Origin of the sequence: Caulobacter sp. BE254 (assembly GCF_031457295.1) — a bacterium.
In the GTDB taxonomy this organism is placed as follows: Bacteria; Pseudomonadota; Alphaproteobacteria; order Caulobacterales; family Caulobacteraceae; genus Caulobacter.
The window spans coordinates 1-15,842 of record NZ_JAVDWJ010000007.1; the positions used below are offsets into that span (position 1 = coordinate 1).

The 15,842-nt window shown below is 68.6% G+C and carries 11 protein-coding genes; 3 read left to right on the top strand and 8 right to left on the bottom strand.

Going from position 1 to position 15,842, the window contains the following annotated elements:
* Nucleotides 1-221 precede the first annotated feature (221 nt).
* The gene (locus tag J2X41_RS13770) at nt 222-1,097 is read right to left on the bottom strand and encodes a TraB/GumN family protein (RefSeq protein ID WP_310082526.1); all 876 of its coding nucleotides are present in this window, start codon (nt 1,095-1,097) and stop codon (nt 222-224) included.
* A gap of 86 nt (nt 1,098-1,183) precedes the next feature.
* On the bottom strand, nt 1,184-2,203 hold the full coding sequence (locus J2X41_RS13775; RefSeq protein ID WP_310082527.1) for a 2'-deoxycytidine 5'-triphosphate deaminase: 1,020 nt from the start codon (nt 2,201-2,203) through the stop codon (nt 1,184-1,186).
* 172 nt (nt 2,204-2,375) lie between these two features.
* Here J2X41_RS13775 and metZ point away from each other — a divergent pair, with 172 nt between their 5' ends.
* Complete coding sequence (gene metZ / locus J2X41_RS13780; protein ID WP_310082529.1) at nt 2,376-3,560, top strand: O-succinylhomoserine sulfhydrylase; 1,185 nt, start codon at nt 2,376-2,378, stop codon at nt 3,558-3,560.
* Complete coding sequence (gene apaG, locus J2X41_RS13785) at nt 3,541-4,005, top strand: Co2+/Mg2+ efflux protein ApaG (RefSeq protein WP_310082530.1); 465 nt, start codon at nt 3,541-3,543, stop codon at nt 4,003-4,005. The genes metZ and apaG overlap by 20 nt, the downstream gene beginning before the upstream one ends.
* Before the next feature lie 59 nt (nt 4,006-4,064).
* On the opposite strand, the gene J2X41_RS13790 is transcribed toward apaG, so the two are convergent.
* The 4 genes from J2X41_RS13790 to J2X41_RS13805 all read right to left on the bottom strand — a co-directional run bounded on the left by J2X41_RS13790 (nt 4,065) and on the right by J2X41_RS13805 (nt 10,977).
* Complete coding sequence (locus J2X41_RS13790) at nt 4,065-7,112, bottom strand: TonB-dependent receptor domain-containing protein (protein ID WP_310082532.1); 3,048 nt, start codon at nt 7,110-7,112, stop codon at nt 4,065-4,067.
* Nucleotides 7,113-7,249: 137 nt separating this feature from the next.
* Complete coding sequence (locus J2X41_RS13795) at nt 7,250-9,055, bottom strand: amidohydrolase family protein (RefSeq protein ID WP_310082533.1); 1,806 nt, start codon at nt 9,053-9,055, stop codon at nt 7,250-7,252.
* Between the two features lie 126 nt (nt 9,056-9,181).
* Nucleotides 9,182-9,394, bottom strand: a complete 213-nt coding sequence (locus J2X41_RS13800) for a hypothetical protein (protein WP_310082534.1) — start codon at nt 9,392-9,394, stop codon at nt 9,182-9,184.
* 101 nt (nt 9,395-9,495) lie between these two features.
* The gene (locus tag J2X41_RS13805) at nt 9,496-10,977 is read right to left on the bottom strand and encodes an amidohydrolase (protein WP_310082535.1); all 1,482 of its coding nucleotides are present in this window, start codon (nt 10,975-10,977) and stop codon (nt 9,496-9,498) included.
* A 210-nt stretch (nt 10,978-11,187) separates the two neighbouring features.
* Here J2X41_RS13805 and J2X41_RS13810 point away from each other — a divergent pair, with 210 nt between their 5' ends.
* Nucleotides 11,188-13,980 carry a M14 family metallopeptidase gene (locus J2X41_RS13810; RefSeq protein WP_310082536.1) on the top strand — a complete coding sequence of 931 codons (2,793 nt, stop codon included), beginning with the start codon at nt 11,188-11,190 and terminating at the stop codon, nt 13,978-13,980.
* Nucleotides 13,981-14,058: 78 nt separating this feature from the next.
* Here the strand turns inward: J2X41_RS13810 and J2X41_RS13815 are convergent, their stop codons facing one another.
* Nucleotides 14,059-15,081 (bottom strand): FecR domain-containing protein, encoded by a 1,023-nt coding sequence (locus J2X41_RS13815; protein WP_310082537.1) that lies wholly within the window; start codon nt 15,079-15,081, stop codon nt 14,059-14,061.
* Complete coding sequence (locus J2X41_RS13820) at nt 15,038-15,610, bottom strand: sigma-70 family RNA polymerase sigma factor (protein WP_310082538.1); 573 nt, start codon at nt 15,608-15,610, stop codon at nt 15,038-15,040. Before J2X41_RS13820 ends, J2X41_RS13815 begins: the two co-directional genes overlap by 44 nt.
* Between the last annotated feature and the right edge of the window lie 232 nt (nt 15,611-15,842).

The following is a 15,842-nucleotide window of genomic DNA, read 5'->3' on the forward strand; positions in this document are numbered from 1 at the left end:
TCTATCAACAGCCCATCGGCCTCCTCGATCACCGGGGCCAAAAACTGTTACCCATCCAACCGGGCTAAACTGTTACCCATCTATCCGCTGGACAAGCGAAGCTGACGGATGAGGGGTCGCACGGCGCAAGTCGGCGCCGCAAGAGGACGAATGGACAGGTTTGAGAAACCCCTCATCCGGCGCTGCGCGCCACCTTCTCCCGCAAGGGGAGAAGGAAGATTCTACTGCACCCGCCGCACCTGGAAGCCGCGCGCCGCCATCAGGGCCGGCAGGCCATCGGCGCCGGCCATGTGCAGGGCGCCGACCGCGACCAACTGGACGCCGGGCCTGTCCATCTCGCCGGCCAAGGCCTGGGCCCAGGCCTGGTTGCGGCGCTTGAGCAGGGCGTCGTACAGCGCCGGCCGGTCGCGGCGCATCACGTCGACGACCAGCGGCCCCAGCCTGTCCATGTCGCCGTGCAGCCAGGCCGATTGCAGGGCCACGCCGTTGCGCGGCGGCGACAGCGTCTCGGCCGCCACGTCGTCCAGATATTGCACCTCCACCGCCTCGGGCAGGCTGGCGAACAGCCGGATCTGCTGCTCCACGGTCTCGAAGGTCGCGACCGGCTTGTCGGCGGCGCGGGCCTGGCGGGTGACCGTGGCGTCGGCGCCGGCCGCGACCGAGGCGCCCTGCTGGGTCATCGGCAGCACCGACAGCATCATCGCCGCCGCCCAGGGCCGCAGCCGGTCCACCCGGTCCAACGAGCCGCCGTCGCGCTCCAGCGCCGCCTTCAGGGTCGCCACCGTGCGCGGCGGCAGCTTTTCGGTCAGGGAGCGCTCGGGATCGACGCCGTAGCGATCGACCAGGGCCCGGACCTCGGCCGGGTCGGCGTCGGCGCGGGTCTCGAACCAGACCTTGTCAGCCCGGGCGTAGGCGCGGTCGAAGGCCCGGGTGCGCCACTTCACGTTCGGCGCCAGGACGTGCATGGCGCCGAACAGGTAGATGCGGGTGTCGTGGTCGCGTACTTCCCACATGGCCGGGGCGGCATGGGCCGCGCCGCCGATCAGCGCCCAACCCGCGGCGCAGGCTGCGACCAGCGCTCTACGAAAACGAAACACCGACACACGTCCCCCGACGCCTGGACTCGACAGGCGCCCAAGGTACGAAGCCGCCGGTTAACCGGGGAAGGGCCGCGCGTTGCGGCCTAACGCCACGCCTTGAAGTGCTTGGACAGCTTCAGGCCCTGGCGCTGGTAGTGCGACCCGCCCTCGCCATAGAGGCGGCGCGGCCGGGCGGTGAGGGGCTCGTAGACCAGGCGGGCGACGATCTGGCCGTCCTCCAGCAGGAACGGCGTCTCGTGGCTGCGCACCTCCAGCACGCCCTTGGAGCCGACGGCCCCCGCCTCCTCGGTGCCGAAGCCGGGATCGAAGAAACCGGCATAGTGCACCCGGAACTCGCCGACCGACGGATCGATGGGCGTCATCTCGGCCGCCTCCAGCACCGGGATCTCGATATTGTCCTTGGAGGCCAGGATGTAGAATTCGCCCGGATCCAGCAGCAGCTCGCCGTGGCGGGTCTCCAGCGGCTCCCAGAAGTCGCGCGGGTCGTGGCCGTCCTCGTGGTCCAGGTCGACGACGCCGGCGTGGCGGCGACCTCGGAAGCCGACGATGCCGGTGGTCAGGTCGACGCCGACGCTCCGGGTCGCCAGCTTGGCCGGCTCGCCGCGCTTGAGGCGCAACTGGTTCAGCCGCGTTCCCGACCGCACCAGCACCGAGAAGGTCTGCGGCGCGATCTCGATATAGAGCGGCCCCTCATAGCCGGCTTCGATGTCGTCGAAGGCCTTGCTGTGGTCGCTGAGCAGGCGAACGAAGACATCGACCCGGCCTGTCGAGCTCTTGGGGTTGCCACGGGCGGCGATGTTGGCCGGCAGGGCCAGGCTTTCCTGGATCTCGGCGATGTAGACGCAGCCCTTTTCCAGCACCGCGCCCTTGGTCAGGTCCAGCTCGTGCATCGCCACGTCCTTCAGGCGCTCGGGCACACGGCGGGCGACGCCGGGCAGGAACGAGGCGCGCGCCCGCCAGCACCGCGCGCCCAGGCGCAGGTCCAGGCTGGCCGGCTGCACCTGGTCGGTGTCGAACGGGGTCTGAGAGGTGATCGCCTCTTGCGCGATCAGGTCCTCGATGGATTGGCAGGGCAGAATCCCCGCGGCGTGGGCGTCGGTCATCGGGGCGACACTCGCTAAACCGCGCCATGAAGGCAAGGCTCGCGGTCCATCCGCCGACCTCTTACTCGCCTGTGACAATTCTAATGTTGAAATCAGACTTGTCCGCCTTGACCCTGGGCCCGCCGAAACCCCTTATGCCGGCCGTTTCCAGCGTAGGAGGAAAGGAACCGCCATGGCCGAGGACCCGAAGGACTGGGATATCGCCACCAAGCTGATCCGTGGCGGTCTGGCGCGTTCGCAATATATGGAGACCGCCGAGGCCCTCTACCTGACCCAGGGCTTCACCTATGACAGCGCCGAGGGGGCCGACCGCCGGTTCTCGGGCGAGGATCCCGGCTTCGTCTATTCGCGGTTCAACAATCCGACCGTCAAGATGTTCGAGGACCGCCTGGCTCTGCTTGAGGGCGCGGAGGTGTGCCGCGCCCAGGCCACCGGCATGGCCTCGATCCACGCCGCCCTGATGGGCCTGGTCCGGGCCGGCGACCACGTGGTGGCCGGCCGCGCCCTGTTCGGCTCGTGCCGCTGGCTGATCGCCGAGTGGCTGCCGCGCTTCGGCGTCGAGACCACCTTCGTCGACGCCACCGATCCCAAGGCCTGGGAGGCGGCGATCCGCCCGAACACCAAGGCGGTGCTGATCGAGACCCCGTCCAACCCGGTGCTGGAGATCACCGACATCCGCGCGGTGTCGGAACTGGCCCACGCGGTCGGGGCCAAGGTCATCGTCGACAACGTCTTCGCCACCCCGATCTTCCAGCAGCCGCTGAAGCTGGGGGCCGACATCGTGGTCTATTCGGCCACCAAGCACATCGACGGCCAGGGCCGGGTGCTGGGCGGGGCGATCCTGACCAGCGAGGCGATCAACGAGGAGTTCTACCGCGACCCGCTGCGCCACACCGGCCCCTCGCTGTCGCCGTTCAACGCCTGGGTCCTGGTCAAGGGCCTGGAGACCCTGGACCTGCGCGTCCGCCGTCAGAACGACACCTGCGCGGCCCTGGCCGACGTGGTGGCCGGGCACAAGGCGGTCAAGCAGGTGCTCTATCCCTTCCGCCACGACCATCCGGGCCACAACGTCGCCAAGTCGCAGATGAGCGGCGGCGGCACGGTGCTGGCCCTGGACCTGGGCTCGCGCGAGGCGGCGTTCAAGTTCCTCAACGCCCTGGAGATCGTCGACATCTCCAACAATCTGGGCGACGCCAAGTCGATGGCCACCCACCCGCCGACCACCACCCACCGCTCGGTGCCCGAGGAGATGCGTCCGTCGCTGGGCGTGGTCGAGGGCGGCGTGCGCCTGTCGGTCGGGCTGGAGAGCCTCGCCGACCTGAGCCGAGACGTGATCCGTGCGCTCGACCAGGCGTGAATCCTCCCCGCCCCTGAAGCGGATCCGCCGCCGGCGCGGCGCCGACGCGGGCATCTACGAGGCGCGCACCCGCGACATCGTCGTGCGCGTCTCGCCGGTCTTCCAACCCGAGGACTCCGCGCCCGAAGACGGGCTGTGGATGTGGGGCTACACGGTCGAGATCGAAAACCACGGCGCGGAGGCGGTGCAACTGGTCGCGCGTTCGTGGACGATCACCGACGGGCTCAATCGTTCGACCGAGGTGGAGGGCTCAGGCGTGGTCGGCGAACAGCCGGAACTGCGGCCGCGCGAGGCGTTCCGCTATGTCAGCAACTGCCCCCTGCCGACCCCGTCGGGGGCCATGGTCGGCCATTTCCAGATGATGACCGAGGCCGGCGAGGTGTTCGAGGCGGCGATCCCGGAGTTCTCGCTGCACCTGCCGGGCGCGGCGCGACGGGTGAACTGAGACTTCCCCGAGAGCGGATGCGCGAATGGCCGCGCTCCGAAGAGCGCGGCCATTCGCTGTTAGAAGCTCTTGCGGACGCTGGCGTAGAGATAGCGTCCATAGGGCTGATACATCGAACCAAGATAGCCGTTTGACGACAGCGGCGGCGCCTCATCGGTGATGTTGCGCACGCCCAGCTTGACCTTGGTGTTGGCCGCCCAACCGTCGGTGAATTCATACTGCGCGTAGACGTTGCCCGTGAGCTGGGAGTCGATCACCCAGGGCGCGCCCGCCGAGTCCAACAGGTTGGTGTCGTCGACGTCCGACACGTACTGGGTGAACACCCCGGCCGAAACGTTGTTCAGACGCCAGCTGAGCGCGGCGGTCCACTTCCATTCCGGCTTGCCGTTCTGGCGGATGTAGTCCCCACCGCCCGAAATGGTGGTGCCGGCGTTGATGTCGCCGTCCGCGCGCGCCGCCATCAATTCGGCGATGGCCGGCGACGGCCGCTGGTAGAACTTCAGCAGGTGGGCGCCGTTGACGCTGACGTCAAAGTCGCCCAGCCGGGTTCCGTGCAGACGCCACATCGCGCCGATGTCGATGCCACGCGCCTCTTGCGGCAGGGCGTTGACGTACTGGTCCTTGACGTAGAGCACCGTGCCGACGGGCGTCAGGCCAGTGCCCGCGAACGCCGCGTCGTCGTCGGCCGTGGGCGCCGCGCGGACGACGTTGGCGTTGCTGCCGCCTTGCGTGCGCAGCAGATAATCGAGGATCAGGGCGTTGCCCTCGCCGAACAGACTGACGATGCCCTTCTGCTTCACGCGCCAGTAGTCGACCGTGAGGGTGAACTGGCCGTAGTCGGACGGCACGAACTTGGGTTCGAACACGAATCCGAAGCCCGAGGTCTCGGAATCTTCCGGCTTCAGGTCGGGGTTGCCCGAACGCTGCGCGGCGACGCTGAGCGAACGCGAGCAGTTGCTGAAGCTGGTGATCCGATTGGCTCGCAGGTCGGCCTCGCATCGCACATAGTCCGTTCGGGTGTTGGAACGGGTGATGACCTTGGCGTTGATCTGCTCCAGGTTCGGAGCCTTGAAGCCCTGGGCCCAGGAGCCGCGCAGGCGGAAGCCGTCCAGGACGTCCCAGGCCACCGCCACCTTGGGCTTGGCGACCGAGCCGACGTCGCTGTAGTCCTCGGCGCGACCGGCCAGCTGGACCTCGACGCTGCGCGCCAGCGGGATGTTCATCTCCGGCGAGATGACGGGCACGGCCAGTTCGATATAGGCCGAGGCGACCTTGCGCGACCCCTTGGTGTCCGGCGAGGGGCTGACGCCGATCAGGTCGCTGCCATAGACCACCCCCGTGACGCTGTTGGTGTAGGGGATCGCGCCGTCGACGCGGGCGTCGCGGTCGTCCTTCTGCGTCTCGCGACGGAACTCGACGCCGGCCGCCAGGCCCAGGTCGCCGCCCGGCAGGGAAAACAGGTCGGCCTTCGAGATCCGGAAATCCCATGAGGCCAGGGTGCTCTTGCTGTCGCGCGTCGACTTGACCCGGATGGCGTTGAGCGTGGCGGCGCTGCTGGCCGCGGCGTCGCCGACGCTGGGGCTGGACAGGTTGGCGCCGTTGAAGGGGTTGTAGGCGTCGGGTGTCGACAGGGCCAGCTGCCGCTGCAGCGCCGTGGCGCTGACGCCGTCGGAGACGTCCTTCACCTCGGCCGCCGAATAGAGCAGCGCCGATTCCCACTTGAAGCCGAACTTCTCGCCCTTCAGGCCGCCCAGGTAGCGGGTCTGGGTGTTCTCGACGTCCACCCTGGACAAACCGGCGTCGGCGAACTGATAGCCGTTTATGGTGACGTTCAGACCGGCCGCGGGCGCGGTGGTCCCCGCCAGGCGGTTGGGGTTGACCGTTCCGTCGGCGAAGGTCGTCGGGCCGAAGGGGTTCCAGTAGTTCGAGCGCGGAACCGTGATCACCTGGGCCGAGGTCGTCGCGGACGGGGCCTGCCAGGCATGGGTGGTGGCCCGATAGACGCCCAGTTCACCAAAGGCCGTGATCTTTTCGGTGACCCGATAGTTGCCGGTCAGGAAGATGTTGATGCGCTTCAGTTCGGGCATCACCGACAGGCCGGTGGCGGCCGCGTCGTAGCGCAGGTTTCGATCGTCGCCCGAGGTGGCGATGGCGCCGTCGTCGATGCTGATGCCGTTGCCCAGCGAGACCAGACTGCCGGCGTTGGTGGTCGGCTGAATGTGGAAAGCCCCGGCCGAACTGGTGATCAGGGCCCCGTTCCGGCGGACGGCGGCTGAGGCTGTGAAGCTGCCCCATGGCGTGGCGGTGGCGCGGCCGTCCAGCCCCGTGGCGCCTTCGAAGGCCGTGCCGACGAACAACGGACGCTTGTCGGTCGAGGCGGTGTAGTCTTGGTCCCCCGTACGCAGCGCCGTGCGCTGGTCGTAGGTCAGGAAAGCCGTGACATTGCCCCGGTCGAAGGTTTTGCCGAACAGACCCGTCAGGCCGTATTCCTTCAGGTGCGTGCCCGGCGCGTAGCCGTACTGGGCCTCGACATCGCCGCCGTCGTAGTTGTCCTGCAGCACGGTGTTGACCACGCCGGCGACCGCGTCGGTGCCGTAGATCGCGGCCGCGCCGTCGCGCAGGACTTCGAGACGCTTGAGGCCCGTCGTCGGAATGGCGTTGGTGTTGTAGGTGATCGTCGGCACCAGGCTCGTGCCGTCCGCCTGGCTGGTCGGGTGGGCCACCACGCGGCGACCGTTCAGCAGCACCAGGGTGTTGCCCGAACCCAGGTTGCGCAGGTTCACCGAGCCGATGTCGCCGCGCGCGGAATTGCTGCTGCCCGGCAGGTAGCTGCTGTTGTAGTTGACGTCGCCCATCTGGGGGATCGCGCGGAACAGGTCGTCGCCCGACGTGGCTGCGATGGCGTCCAGTTGTTTGGAGTCGACCACTGTGACCGGCAGGGCGGCGGTGGCCTTGGCGCCTTCGATGCGCGAGCCGACGACGACGATTTCCTCGACGACGGCGTCCTGCGGCGGCGGCGCGTTCTGGGCGACGGCGGCGCTGGTCCAACCCGCGCAGAGCGCCGAGGTCGCCAGCATGACGGCGCGGAGCGCCTTGGCGTTGTTCATTTCAGTATCCCCGATCCTGGACCCGGGACCGCCGGATCCAGACGTGGATCGGGGCCCTCAGGGTCAGTCAGACGGAAGCGGGGAGCGGTCCCTCACCTGCTGAAGCGACTTTTTTCGGAGCCCGTGCGGAAAGGGCCTCAGTAGAAGATGACGTTGTCGATCTCCATCCACATCTTCTCGCCGCCCAGTCGGCCGCCCATGAACTCGACCTCGGTCAGGTCCAGGCCGCTCCAGGTCGCCTTGTCGTCCTTGTCGCCGCGATAGGTCATGGCGCTGAGCGCGGAGAACGGCACCTCCACCGTGCGCCATGCCTGCCCTGCCGAGAACGGCGCCGACCAGCGGGCGCTGGTGGTGGTGACGCCCAGGGCGTAGTCGCCGTCGCCGCGAACCTCGAAGCGCACGCCCTTGAAGGCGCGGGCGTCCACCGGCTGGATCGAGCCGCGGGTCAGGGGAATGATCACGCCGGCGTTGGGCTTGGCCTTCATGGCCATGCGCGCGGCGATCGACAGCGCCCTGCCCTCGGTCCCCCGCGAGATCACCTGGCTGATCTCGACGGTGCGATCCAGCCCGCCGTCGGGATCGTCGTTGCGCAAGGTGTCCAGGCTGGACCGGCCGTCGGCGCGCTCGAAATCGTCGATCAGCGCCTTGGCCGGGACCGGCGACATGGTGGTCGCGGCGTTGGCGGTCATGGCCGGCGCGCCGGGGCCGAACACCAGCTTGCCGTCGATGAACACCCTGTCGGTCTTGCGGACGTCCTCGATGGTCTTCCAGGGCGCGCCCCTGATCAGCACCAGGTCGGCGCGCTTGCCGGGCTGGATCGTGCCGCGATCGTCGAGCTGGCCGATGACCCTGGCGCTGTCGGCGGTGCCCGCGATCAAGGCCTCGGCCGGCGTCAGGCCCGCGCGGACCAGCAGCTCCATCTCGTGCAGGGTCGAGACGCCGTGCGGCGTCGCGGGCATGCCCGCGTCGGTGCCTAGGGCGATGGTCACCCCCGCGTCGTGCAGCGCCTTGGCGTTGCCCAGGGCGTAGTCGAACTTCTGGAAGCTCTGCTTGACCTTGGGATCGCTCATGTCGCGCGGCGGACCCGCCTTGGTCGGTTCATAGACGGCCAGGGTCGGGGTGTCGGACGTGCCGCCGGCCTTGATCGCCGAGATGGCCTCGGCGTCCAGCGGCTGATCCTGCAGGCTGTGGGTGATCACATCGACCTTGGCGCGGCCCGCGGCCTCGCCGCGATCGACCGTCACGGTGTGGGTGAAGACCTTCAGCTGGTTCTTGTGGGCCTCGTCCACCAGCGCCGCCAGGGTCCACTCGTCCATGCTGGTGTTGTCGGGCGCGACGCCGTAACGCCAGCCGTCGGTAAAGGCCTTGATCAGGTCGGGCTTGTAGGCGGCGATCGCGCGGACCGCGGCGCGGGCGGCCTCGGGCGTATTGACCCATTTGGTGGTGTTGCTGTCGGCCCAGTCCGCGCCATGGCCGCCGGGCGTGCTCATGCGGGCGGCGAAATTGACGTGGGGCGCGACCAGGGTCGACAGCCACTGGCGGCGCGGCGCGAAGGATTCCGGCGCGGCGTTGAAGTCGCTGACCGTGGTGACCCCGGCCGAGACATAGGCGGCGGCGATCTGGGGCGTGGTTCCCGGCATGCCGCTGGGCGTCCAGTGGGTGTGCAGGTCGTAGAAGCCCGGCAGCAGGGCCTCGCCCTTGGCGTCGATCACCCGCGCGCCCCGGGGCGGCTTCACGCCGGGTCCCACTTCGGCGATGCGCCCGTCGCGGATCACCACGTTGGCCAGGCGCGGCGCGGCGCCCGTGCCGTCGAACACGGTCGCGCCCATGATCGCCGTCACCTCGGCCTTGGGAGACGCCGCGACGCTGGCGCCGGCCGACACGAGGAGCAGGGCTGCGCCCAGCGCGATGGCGCTGACGGCGGCTTTCAAGGCGAGCTTCATGGAACGCGATCCTACTGAGGTCGACGGTGCTGATAAGACCAAGACGGAAGCTGCGCCGAGCCCCTCATCCCCGGCGTTGATTTTTCTGACGCCCGCGCCTCGGGCTCCTTCCACGGACTGACGTGGTCAGGCGGCCCGGGCCAGGACCGAGCACGCGCGCTCGTAGCGCGCCTGGATCCGCTCCCAGGTGCTCAGCTTGATCGGCTGGCCCTTGCGCAGCTTGCCCCAGGTGGTCTCGCTGATGCCGTAGACGCTGAACAGATGGTCGCGGGTGATGGCGGGCAAGGCGTCCTTCAGCACCTCGAAACGGTCTCGGGGAACGATGATGGCCTGGGCCATGAGGGATCTCCGTGGTGGGAAAACGATGAAGGGGCGCGGCCGGCGCCGTACCGGGGGCGGGAGCGCCGGCCGCTGACGATCGAAAGGCGGACCTTCGATCGCTATTCGTGTCCGCCGGCGCTGGGCTTGCGGTAGTCGAGGGCCGGCGGCCGATCACCCAGCATGGCCTTGTAGGCGAAGTTCGGCCCGCGGCGCTGGTCGAGCTCGGCCTTGGCCTTCTTGATCGTCTCGGGATTGGAGAACAGGTCCGCCCCGGTCAGGGCCAGGGTCTTGGCCGCGTTGACCGCGCCCTTGACGCCGATCGTCGAGCCGGCGGCGGCGACGTTCTGCCAGCTGTGCCCGGCCGAGCCCGGGACGAAGGTCGCCGTGCCCAGTCCCACGGTCGGCGTCACCCAACTGATGTCGGACACATCGGTCGACCCGCCGCCGCCTTCCATCTCGACCTTGTAGGGCACGACCGTCTTGACTGTGTCGATCGACGGCGCGCCGGGCAGGGATTCCTGGATCTTCTTGGCGAAGGCGATCTCTTCCGGCGTCCAGGCGACGCCGCCCACCTTGCGCAGGTTGGCGTCCATCACTTTGCCCAGGGTGTCGTTGGGCAGCAGGGCGTAGACCCCGCCGGTGATCTCGGTGTCGACCGTCGTGCCCGTGGCCATGGCCGCGCCCTGGGCGGCCTTCTCGACCCGCGCCCAGACGTCCTTGACCACCGCCGGGTCGGGGTGACGGACATAGTAATAGACCTCGGCGAAGTCGGGCACGACGTTGGGCGCCGTGCCGCCGGCCGTGATCACGTAGTGGATCCGCGTCTTGTCGGGCGTGTGTTCCCGCAGGAAGTTGGTGGCCACGTCCATGATCTCCACGCCGTCCAGGGCCGAGCGGCCCTTTTCAGGCGCGCCGGCGGCGTGAGCCGAGATCCCGTGAAAGCGGAACTTGCCGCTGATATTGGCCATCGACACGCCCTGGACGGCGGTGTTTTCGTTGTTGGGGTGCCAGTGCAGGGTGGCGTCGACGTCCTTGAACAGACCCGCGCGCACCAAATAGACCTTGCCCGAGCCGCCCTCCTCGGCCGGCGAGCCGTAGACGCGCAGCTCGCCCTTGATGTCGTTCTTGACCATCCATTCCTTCAGCGCGACGGCCGCGCCGACGGAAGCCGCGCCGAACAGGTTGTGGCCGCAGCCATGGCCGGCGACTTGGCCGGGGATCCCGGTCTTCACCGGATCGTGGGTCTGGGCCAGGCCCGGCAGGGCGTCGAACTCGGCGAGGATGGCGATGACGGGGCCGGGGCCGTTCTTGAAACTGGCGACGAACGCGGTCGGCATGCCGGCCACGCCGGCCTGGACCTCGAAGCCGCCAGCCTTGAGCTGCTCCTGCAGCAGGGTCGAGCTCTTGGTCTCCTGGTAGCCGACCTCGGCGAAGCCCCAGATCTTTAGGGCTGCGTCCGAGATTTGCGGCGCGTCGGCGTCGACGGTCTTGAGGATCTGGGCGCGGTCGGCGTCGGTGAGCGGCTTGGCGCCGGCCGGAACCGCGAAGGCTGTCGTCATGGCGGCCGACAGCAGGACGAGCTTCAAGGTCGAAAGCTTCATTATGGACGTTTCCCCAGGTAAGCGAAGGACGGCGCCGACGGGCGGCTGTCCAATGAGACGCAACCTCGCGCCCCTCCCTCACCGCGAGGGCGTCAAAAAACCTCTGTAATAAAGTAACGTTTTGCCTTTTTGACGATGAGGAAGGTTTCCCGGCTTCCGTCTTGAAGGACGAGGACCGCCGTGGGGGTGGATCCAAGGGTTTCACCGACCATGCGCAGACCGCTACTGGCGACCGTCGCCATCACGCTCGCCCTGCAGGCCGCCGGACCGGCGCTCGCCCAGACCGCCGCCGCGCCGCCGCCCGCCACGATCAACGCCGCCATCGCCACGCCCAAGCAGGCCTGGGGCCACGAGGCCGGCGAGGACTATTTCCTGGCCAACTACACCCAGCTGGTCAGCTACTGGAAAACCCTGGCGGCACAGTCCGACCGGCTGAAGATGATCCCGATCGGCCGGACCGAGGAAGGCCGCACCCAATACATGATGGCCGTCTCCAGCCCGGAGAACCTGGCCAAACTGGACCACTACCGCCAGATCGCTCGCAAGCTGGCCCTGGCCAAGGGGGTGGACGAGGTCCAGGCCCGCGCCCTGGCGCGGGAGGGCAAGGCGATCGTCTGGATCGACGGCGGCCTGCACGCCAGCGAGATCGTCCCGCCCCAGCACCTGGCCCAGATCACCTACGAACTGGCCAGCCACGACGACGCCGAGACCCGGCGTTTCCTCGACGGCGCCATCATCCTGATCGGCCAGGCCAACCCCGACGGCATGGAGTTCGTCTCCGACTGGTACATGCGCATCCCTGAGCCGACGAAGCGCGAGGCCAACTGGGACAGCCTGCCGCGCCTGTACAACAAGTACGTCGGCCACGACGACAACCGCGACTTCTACATGATGAGCCAGAAGGAGACCGAGAACCTCAGCCGGGTTTTCTTCCGCGAGTGGTTCCCGCAGATCATCTACAACCAGCACCAGCCCAACAGCCCTGGCACCACCGTTGTGATGCCGCCGTTCCGCGACCCCTTCAACTACAACTATGACCCGCTGATCATGAGCCAGCTCAGCGAAGTCGGGGCGATCATGCACAGCCGGCTGATCGCCGAGGGCAAGGGCGGCTCGGCCATGCGCGGCGAGGCCCCCTACTCCACCTGGACCAACGGCCTGGAGCGCACGGTCACCTATTTCCACAACGCGATCGGCCTGCTGACCGAGATCATCGGCCACCCCACGCCGATGAAGCTGGGCATGGTCCCCGACCGCCAGTTGCCGCACAACGACCTGCCCCTGCCCGAACGCCCGCAGGTCTGGCATCTGAAGAAATCGATCGACTACAGCCTCAGCCTCGACCGGGCGGTCATCGACTATGCCGTCAGCAACAAGGAGCGCCTGCTGTTCAACGCCTGGCGCATGGGCCAGGACTCGATCGCCAAGGGCCAGACCGACAGTTGGACCATCACCCCCAAGCGCATCGAGGCGCTGAAGGCCGCGGCCGGCGCGCACGAGAAGGTCGACGCCTTCTCCTATGGCGCCCAGGGCGTGGATCCCAAGCTCTACGACACCGTGCTGCACGACCCGGCCCATCGTGACGCCCGCGGCTACATCATCCCCGCCGACCAGGCGGACCTGCCCACCGCGGTCGAATTCCTCAACGCCCTGATCAAGAGCGGCGTCGAGGTCCAGCGAGCGACCAAGGCGTTCGACGTCGGCGGCAAGACCTATCCGGCCGGTTCGTTCGTGGTGAAGGCCGACCAGGCCTATCGCCCGCACGTGCTGGACATGTTCGAACCGCAGGACCATCCGCACGACTTGGAATATCCGGGAGGACCGCCCAAGCCGCCCTATGACGCCACCGGCTATACGCCGGCCATGCAGATGGCCATCGGCTTCGACCGGGTGACCGAGGGCTTCGACGGTCCGTTCGAGACCGTGCCCGACGTGATCGCGACGCCGCCCGGCGCGGTCGTCGGTCGCGCCGGCGCCGGCTGGCTGGTCAGCCATGCGCCCAACAACGCCTTCACCCTGACCAATCGCCTGGTGAAGGCCGGCGCGCCGGTGTTCTGGCTCAAGTCGCCGACCACGGCCCGGGGCCGGACCTTCGCGACCGGGACCCTGTGGATTCCCGCCTCGGCCAAGGCCGACGCCATCGTCCGCGAGGCCACGACGGACCTGGGCCTGACCGCCTACGGCGTCGACGCCAAGCCGGCCGGCGAGACGATCAGGCTCAAGCCCGTGCGCGTGGGCGTGGTCGACCTCTATGGCGGCCTGATGCCGACCGGCTGGACCCGCTGGTTGTTCGAGAAATACGAGATGCCCTACACGATCGTCCGGCCGCAACGCCTGGACGCGGGCAAGCTGGCCAAGGACTTCGACGTGATCCTGCTGCCGGACGGCGCCTATTCGCCTCCCGTCGCCGGGGTCCGTTCGGCCTTCCGGACCAAGCAGCCCGAGGCGGCCACGATCCCCGCCGACTATCGCGCGTGGCTGGGCTCGGTCACGCCGGACAGGACCGTTCCCCAGCTCGACCGCTTCGTGCGCGACGGCGGGTCGGTGATCGCGGTCGGCGGCTCCAGCGCCATCGGCGCGCTGCTGGGCCTGCCGGTGCGCAACGTGCTGGTCGAAGACAAGGACGGCAAACCGACCATGGCCGCGACCCGGGACTTCTACATCCCCGGCTCGATCCTGCGCGCCAAGGTCGATCCGAGCCAGCCGCTGGCCTACGGCCTGAGCGACGCGGTCGACGTCTACTACGATAACAACCCGTCCTTCGCGGTGCAGGACGCCGCCGACATCAAGCGCGTGGCCTGGTTCAGCGGCGACCTGCTGCGCAGTGGCTGGGCCCTGGGGGAAAAGCGGCTCGACGGCACGGCGAGCGTCGTCGACGCCAAGGTCGGCAAGGGCCGCGTCATGTTGATGGGTCCCGTGGTCACCCAGCGCGCCCAGACGGCCGGGACGTTCAAGCTGCTGTTCAACGGCCTTTATTATGGTCCGGCCGTGTCGGGTCGCTAGGCGCTCCAGCCGCGCCATGACGGAAAAAGGGCGGACGTCGCGAGACGTCCGCCCTTTTCTCATGCCTGCGCGATGGGGCTAGGCCCGGGGCCGGACCAGGACGATCTCGTCGCCGTCGGCGCGACCGATATCCGCCAGGCCATAGCTGCGGATGGCCGCCACGAAGGCGTCGACCTGTCCCGTCTTGAACACGCCACTGACCGGCGTGGCGGCGACCACGGGATCGGCGACCCGCAGCTTGCGCGCCGAGAACCGGTTCATCTCGTCGACCACGGCCGACAGCGGTTCGCCGTCGAACACCAGCCGCCCCTGCAGCCAGCTGGATTCCTTGACCGTGTCGACGGCCGCGATGGTCCAGTCGGCGGCGTCGGCGGCCACGAACCTGGATCCCGCCGACATCTCGACCATCCGATCCCCGCGCGGCGAAGGACCGGCGATGCGCACGCGGCCCTCGAGGAGGGTCACCGACAGCTTGCCCGGATCCAGGCGGACGTCGAAGGCCGTGCCCACCGCCGTGACCAGCTTGTCGCCCACCGCGACCACGAAGGGCCGCGCGGCGTCCTTGGCCACCTTGAAGAAGGCCTGGCCGCGCACCAGGGTCAGCCGTCGTTCGCGATCCCAGGGATTGACCCTGACCGCGGAGTCGGTGCCGAGGGTGACCATCGAGCCGTCGGCCAGATGGAAGGTGGACAGCTCGCCCAGGGCCGTCGTGAAGATCGGGTCGGCCGAGGAGTCCGCGGCCGGCGCGGCCTTCTTGCCGAGCACGCGCCAACCGACGGCGGCGCCGCCGACCATGGCGACCACCCCCGCCGCGGCCAGCAGTCCGCGACGGTTGAGACGCCGAGAGGAGGGTTCCCCCGCCTCCAGGGCGTCGGCCCGCAGGGCGGCCAGGGCGGGGTCGGCCTCCAGGAGGCCCAGGCCGTTCCAGACGTCCTGGCAACGGGCCCAGGCGACCGTGTTGCGCGGATCGGCGGCCAGCCAGCGTTCGAAGGCGCGGCGATCCTCCGCCAGAACGGCGTCGCCCTGCAGTCGCGCGAACCAAGTCGCCGCGGCGACGTCAGGGTCGTCGTGTCTGTCGTTGACCGGCGTGGTCGAGGTCATCCTGGTCCCGCAGACGCTCGCCCAAAAGACGCAGCGCCTTCATCACATGTTTCTCGACAGCGCTGACGGAAACGCCCAGGCGCTGGGCGACGAGCTTGTAGCTCATCTCCTCGAAGCGCACGAGGACGAAAACCCGCCGGGTCCGCTCCGGAAGCTCGTTCAGAGCCGCCAGCGCTCGCGCCATCTGTTCCCGAGCCTGTAAGACGCGCTCGGGAGACATTTCATCAACGGGATGATGAATTTCCTGAAATTCGCAATGGGCCGAGCGACACCGCGTGCGGTCCGCCCGTCCCTTGTCGATCAGGACATTGGCCGCCACCTCGAAGAGATAGCCCTCGACATTGTTCACCACCGCTTCGGGCTGACGCTTGTGGATGCGGAGCAGGACTTCCTGGACGAGGTCTTCGACATCGTTCATCGGGGCCCTGCGCGAGAAGAACGCCCGCAAGGCCGGCGTGAACCGGGCGCCCATGTCGACGAGCGCCTGCCCTCCCCCCGAGGGCGTCGCCACCCTGCCGATACGCATCATCCACACAGCCCCGACCTTCGTGACAACGAGGTGAAAGCGCCCCGCTCCCCGTGTCAAGGCGCACGACCGCGTGGGGACCCGCCGTGCGCTACCCTGAGTGCGTTGCCTAAAGGGTGTGCAAGAGGCGATGCTGGGCGGCGGAAATCAACGGTCGCAACGCAGTTCGGGGTGGACTGGGCACGCTCCGGGCCCTCTGGGGACGTGGCTGGCGTGCTGGCGGGCAAGGGGTGCG

Coding starts and splice junctions, on each gene's coding strand:
- J2X41_RS13775 (WP_310082527.1), bottom strand. CDS start 2,203: ATGACCGACGCCCACGCCGCGGGGATTCTGCCCTGCCAATCCATCGAG.
- metZ (WP_310082529.1), top strand. CDS start 2,376: ATGGCCGAGGACCCGAAGGACTGGGATATCGCCACCAAGCTGATCCGT.
- J2X41_RS13790 (WP_310082532.1), bottom strand. CDS start 7,112: ATGAACAACGCCAAGGCGCTCCGCGCCGTCATGCTGGCGACCTCGGCG.
- J2X41_RS13795 (WP_310082533.1), bottom strand. CDS start 9,055: ATGAAGCTCGCCTTGAAAGCCGCCGTCAGCGCCATCGCGCTGGGCGCA.
- J2X41_RS13800 (WP_310082534.1), bottom strand. CDS start 9,394: ATGGCCCAGGCCATCATCGTTCCCCGAGACCGTTTCGAGGTGCTGAAG.
- J2X41_RS13805 (WP_310082535.1), bottom strand. CDS start 10,977: ATGAAGCTTTCGACCTTGAAGCTCGTCCTGCTGTCGGCCGCCATGACG.
- J2X41_RS13810 (WP_310082536.1), top strand. CDS start 11,188: ATGCGCAGACCGCTACTGGCGACCGTCGCCATCACGCTCGCCCTGCAG.
- J2X41_RS13815 (WP_310082537.1), bottom strand. CDS start 15,081: ATGACCTCGACCACGCCGGTCAACGACAGACACGACGACCCTGACGTC.
- J2X41_RS13820 (WP_310082538.1), bottom strand. CDS start 15,610: ATGATGCGTATCGGCAGGGTGGCGACGCCCTCGGGGGGAGGGCAGGCG.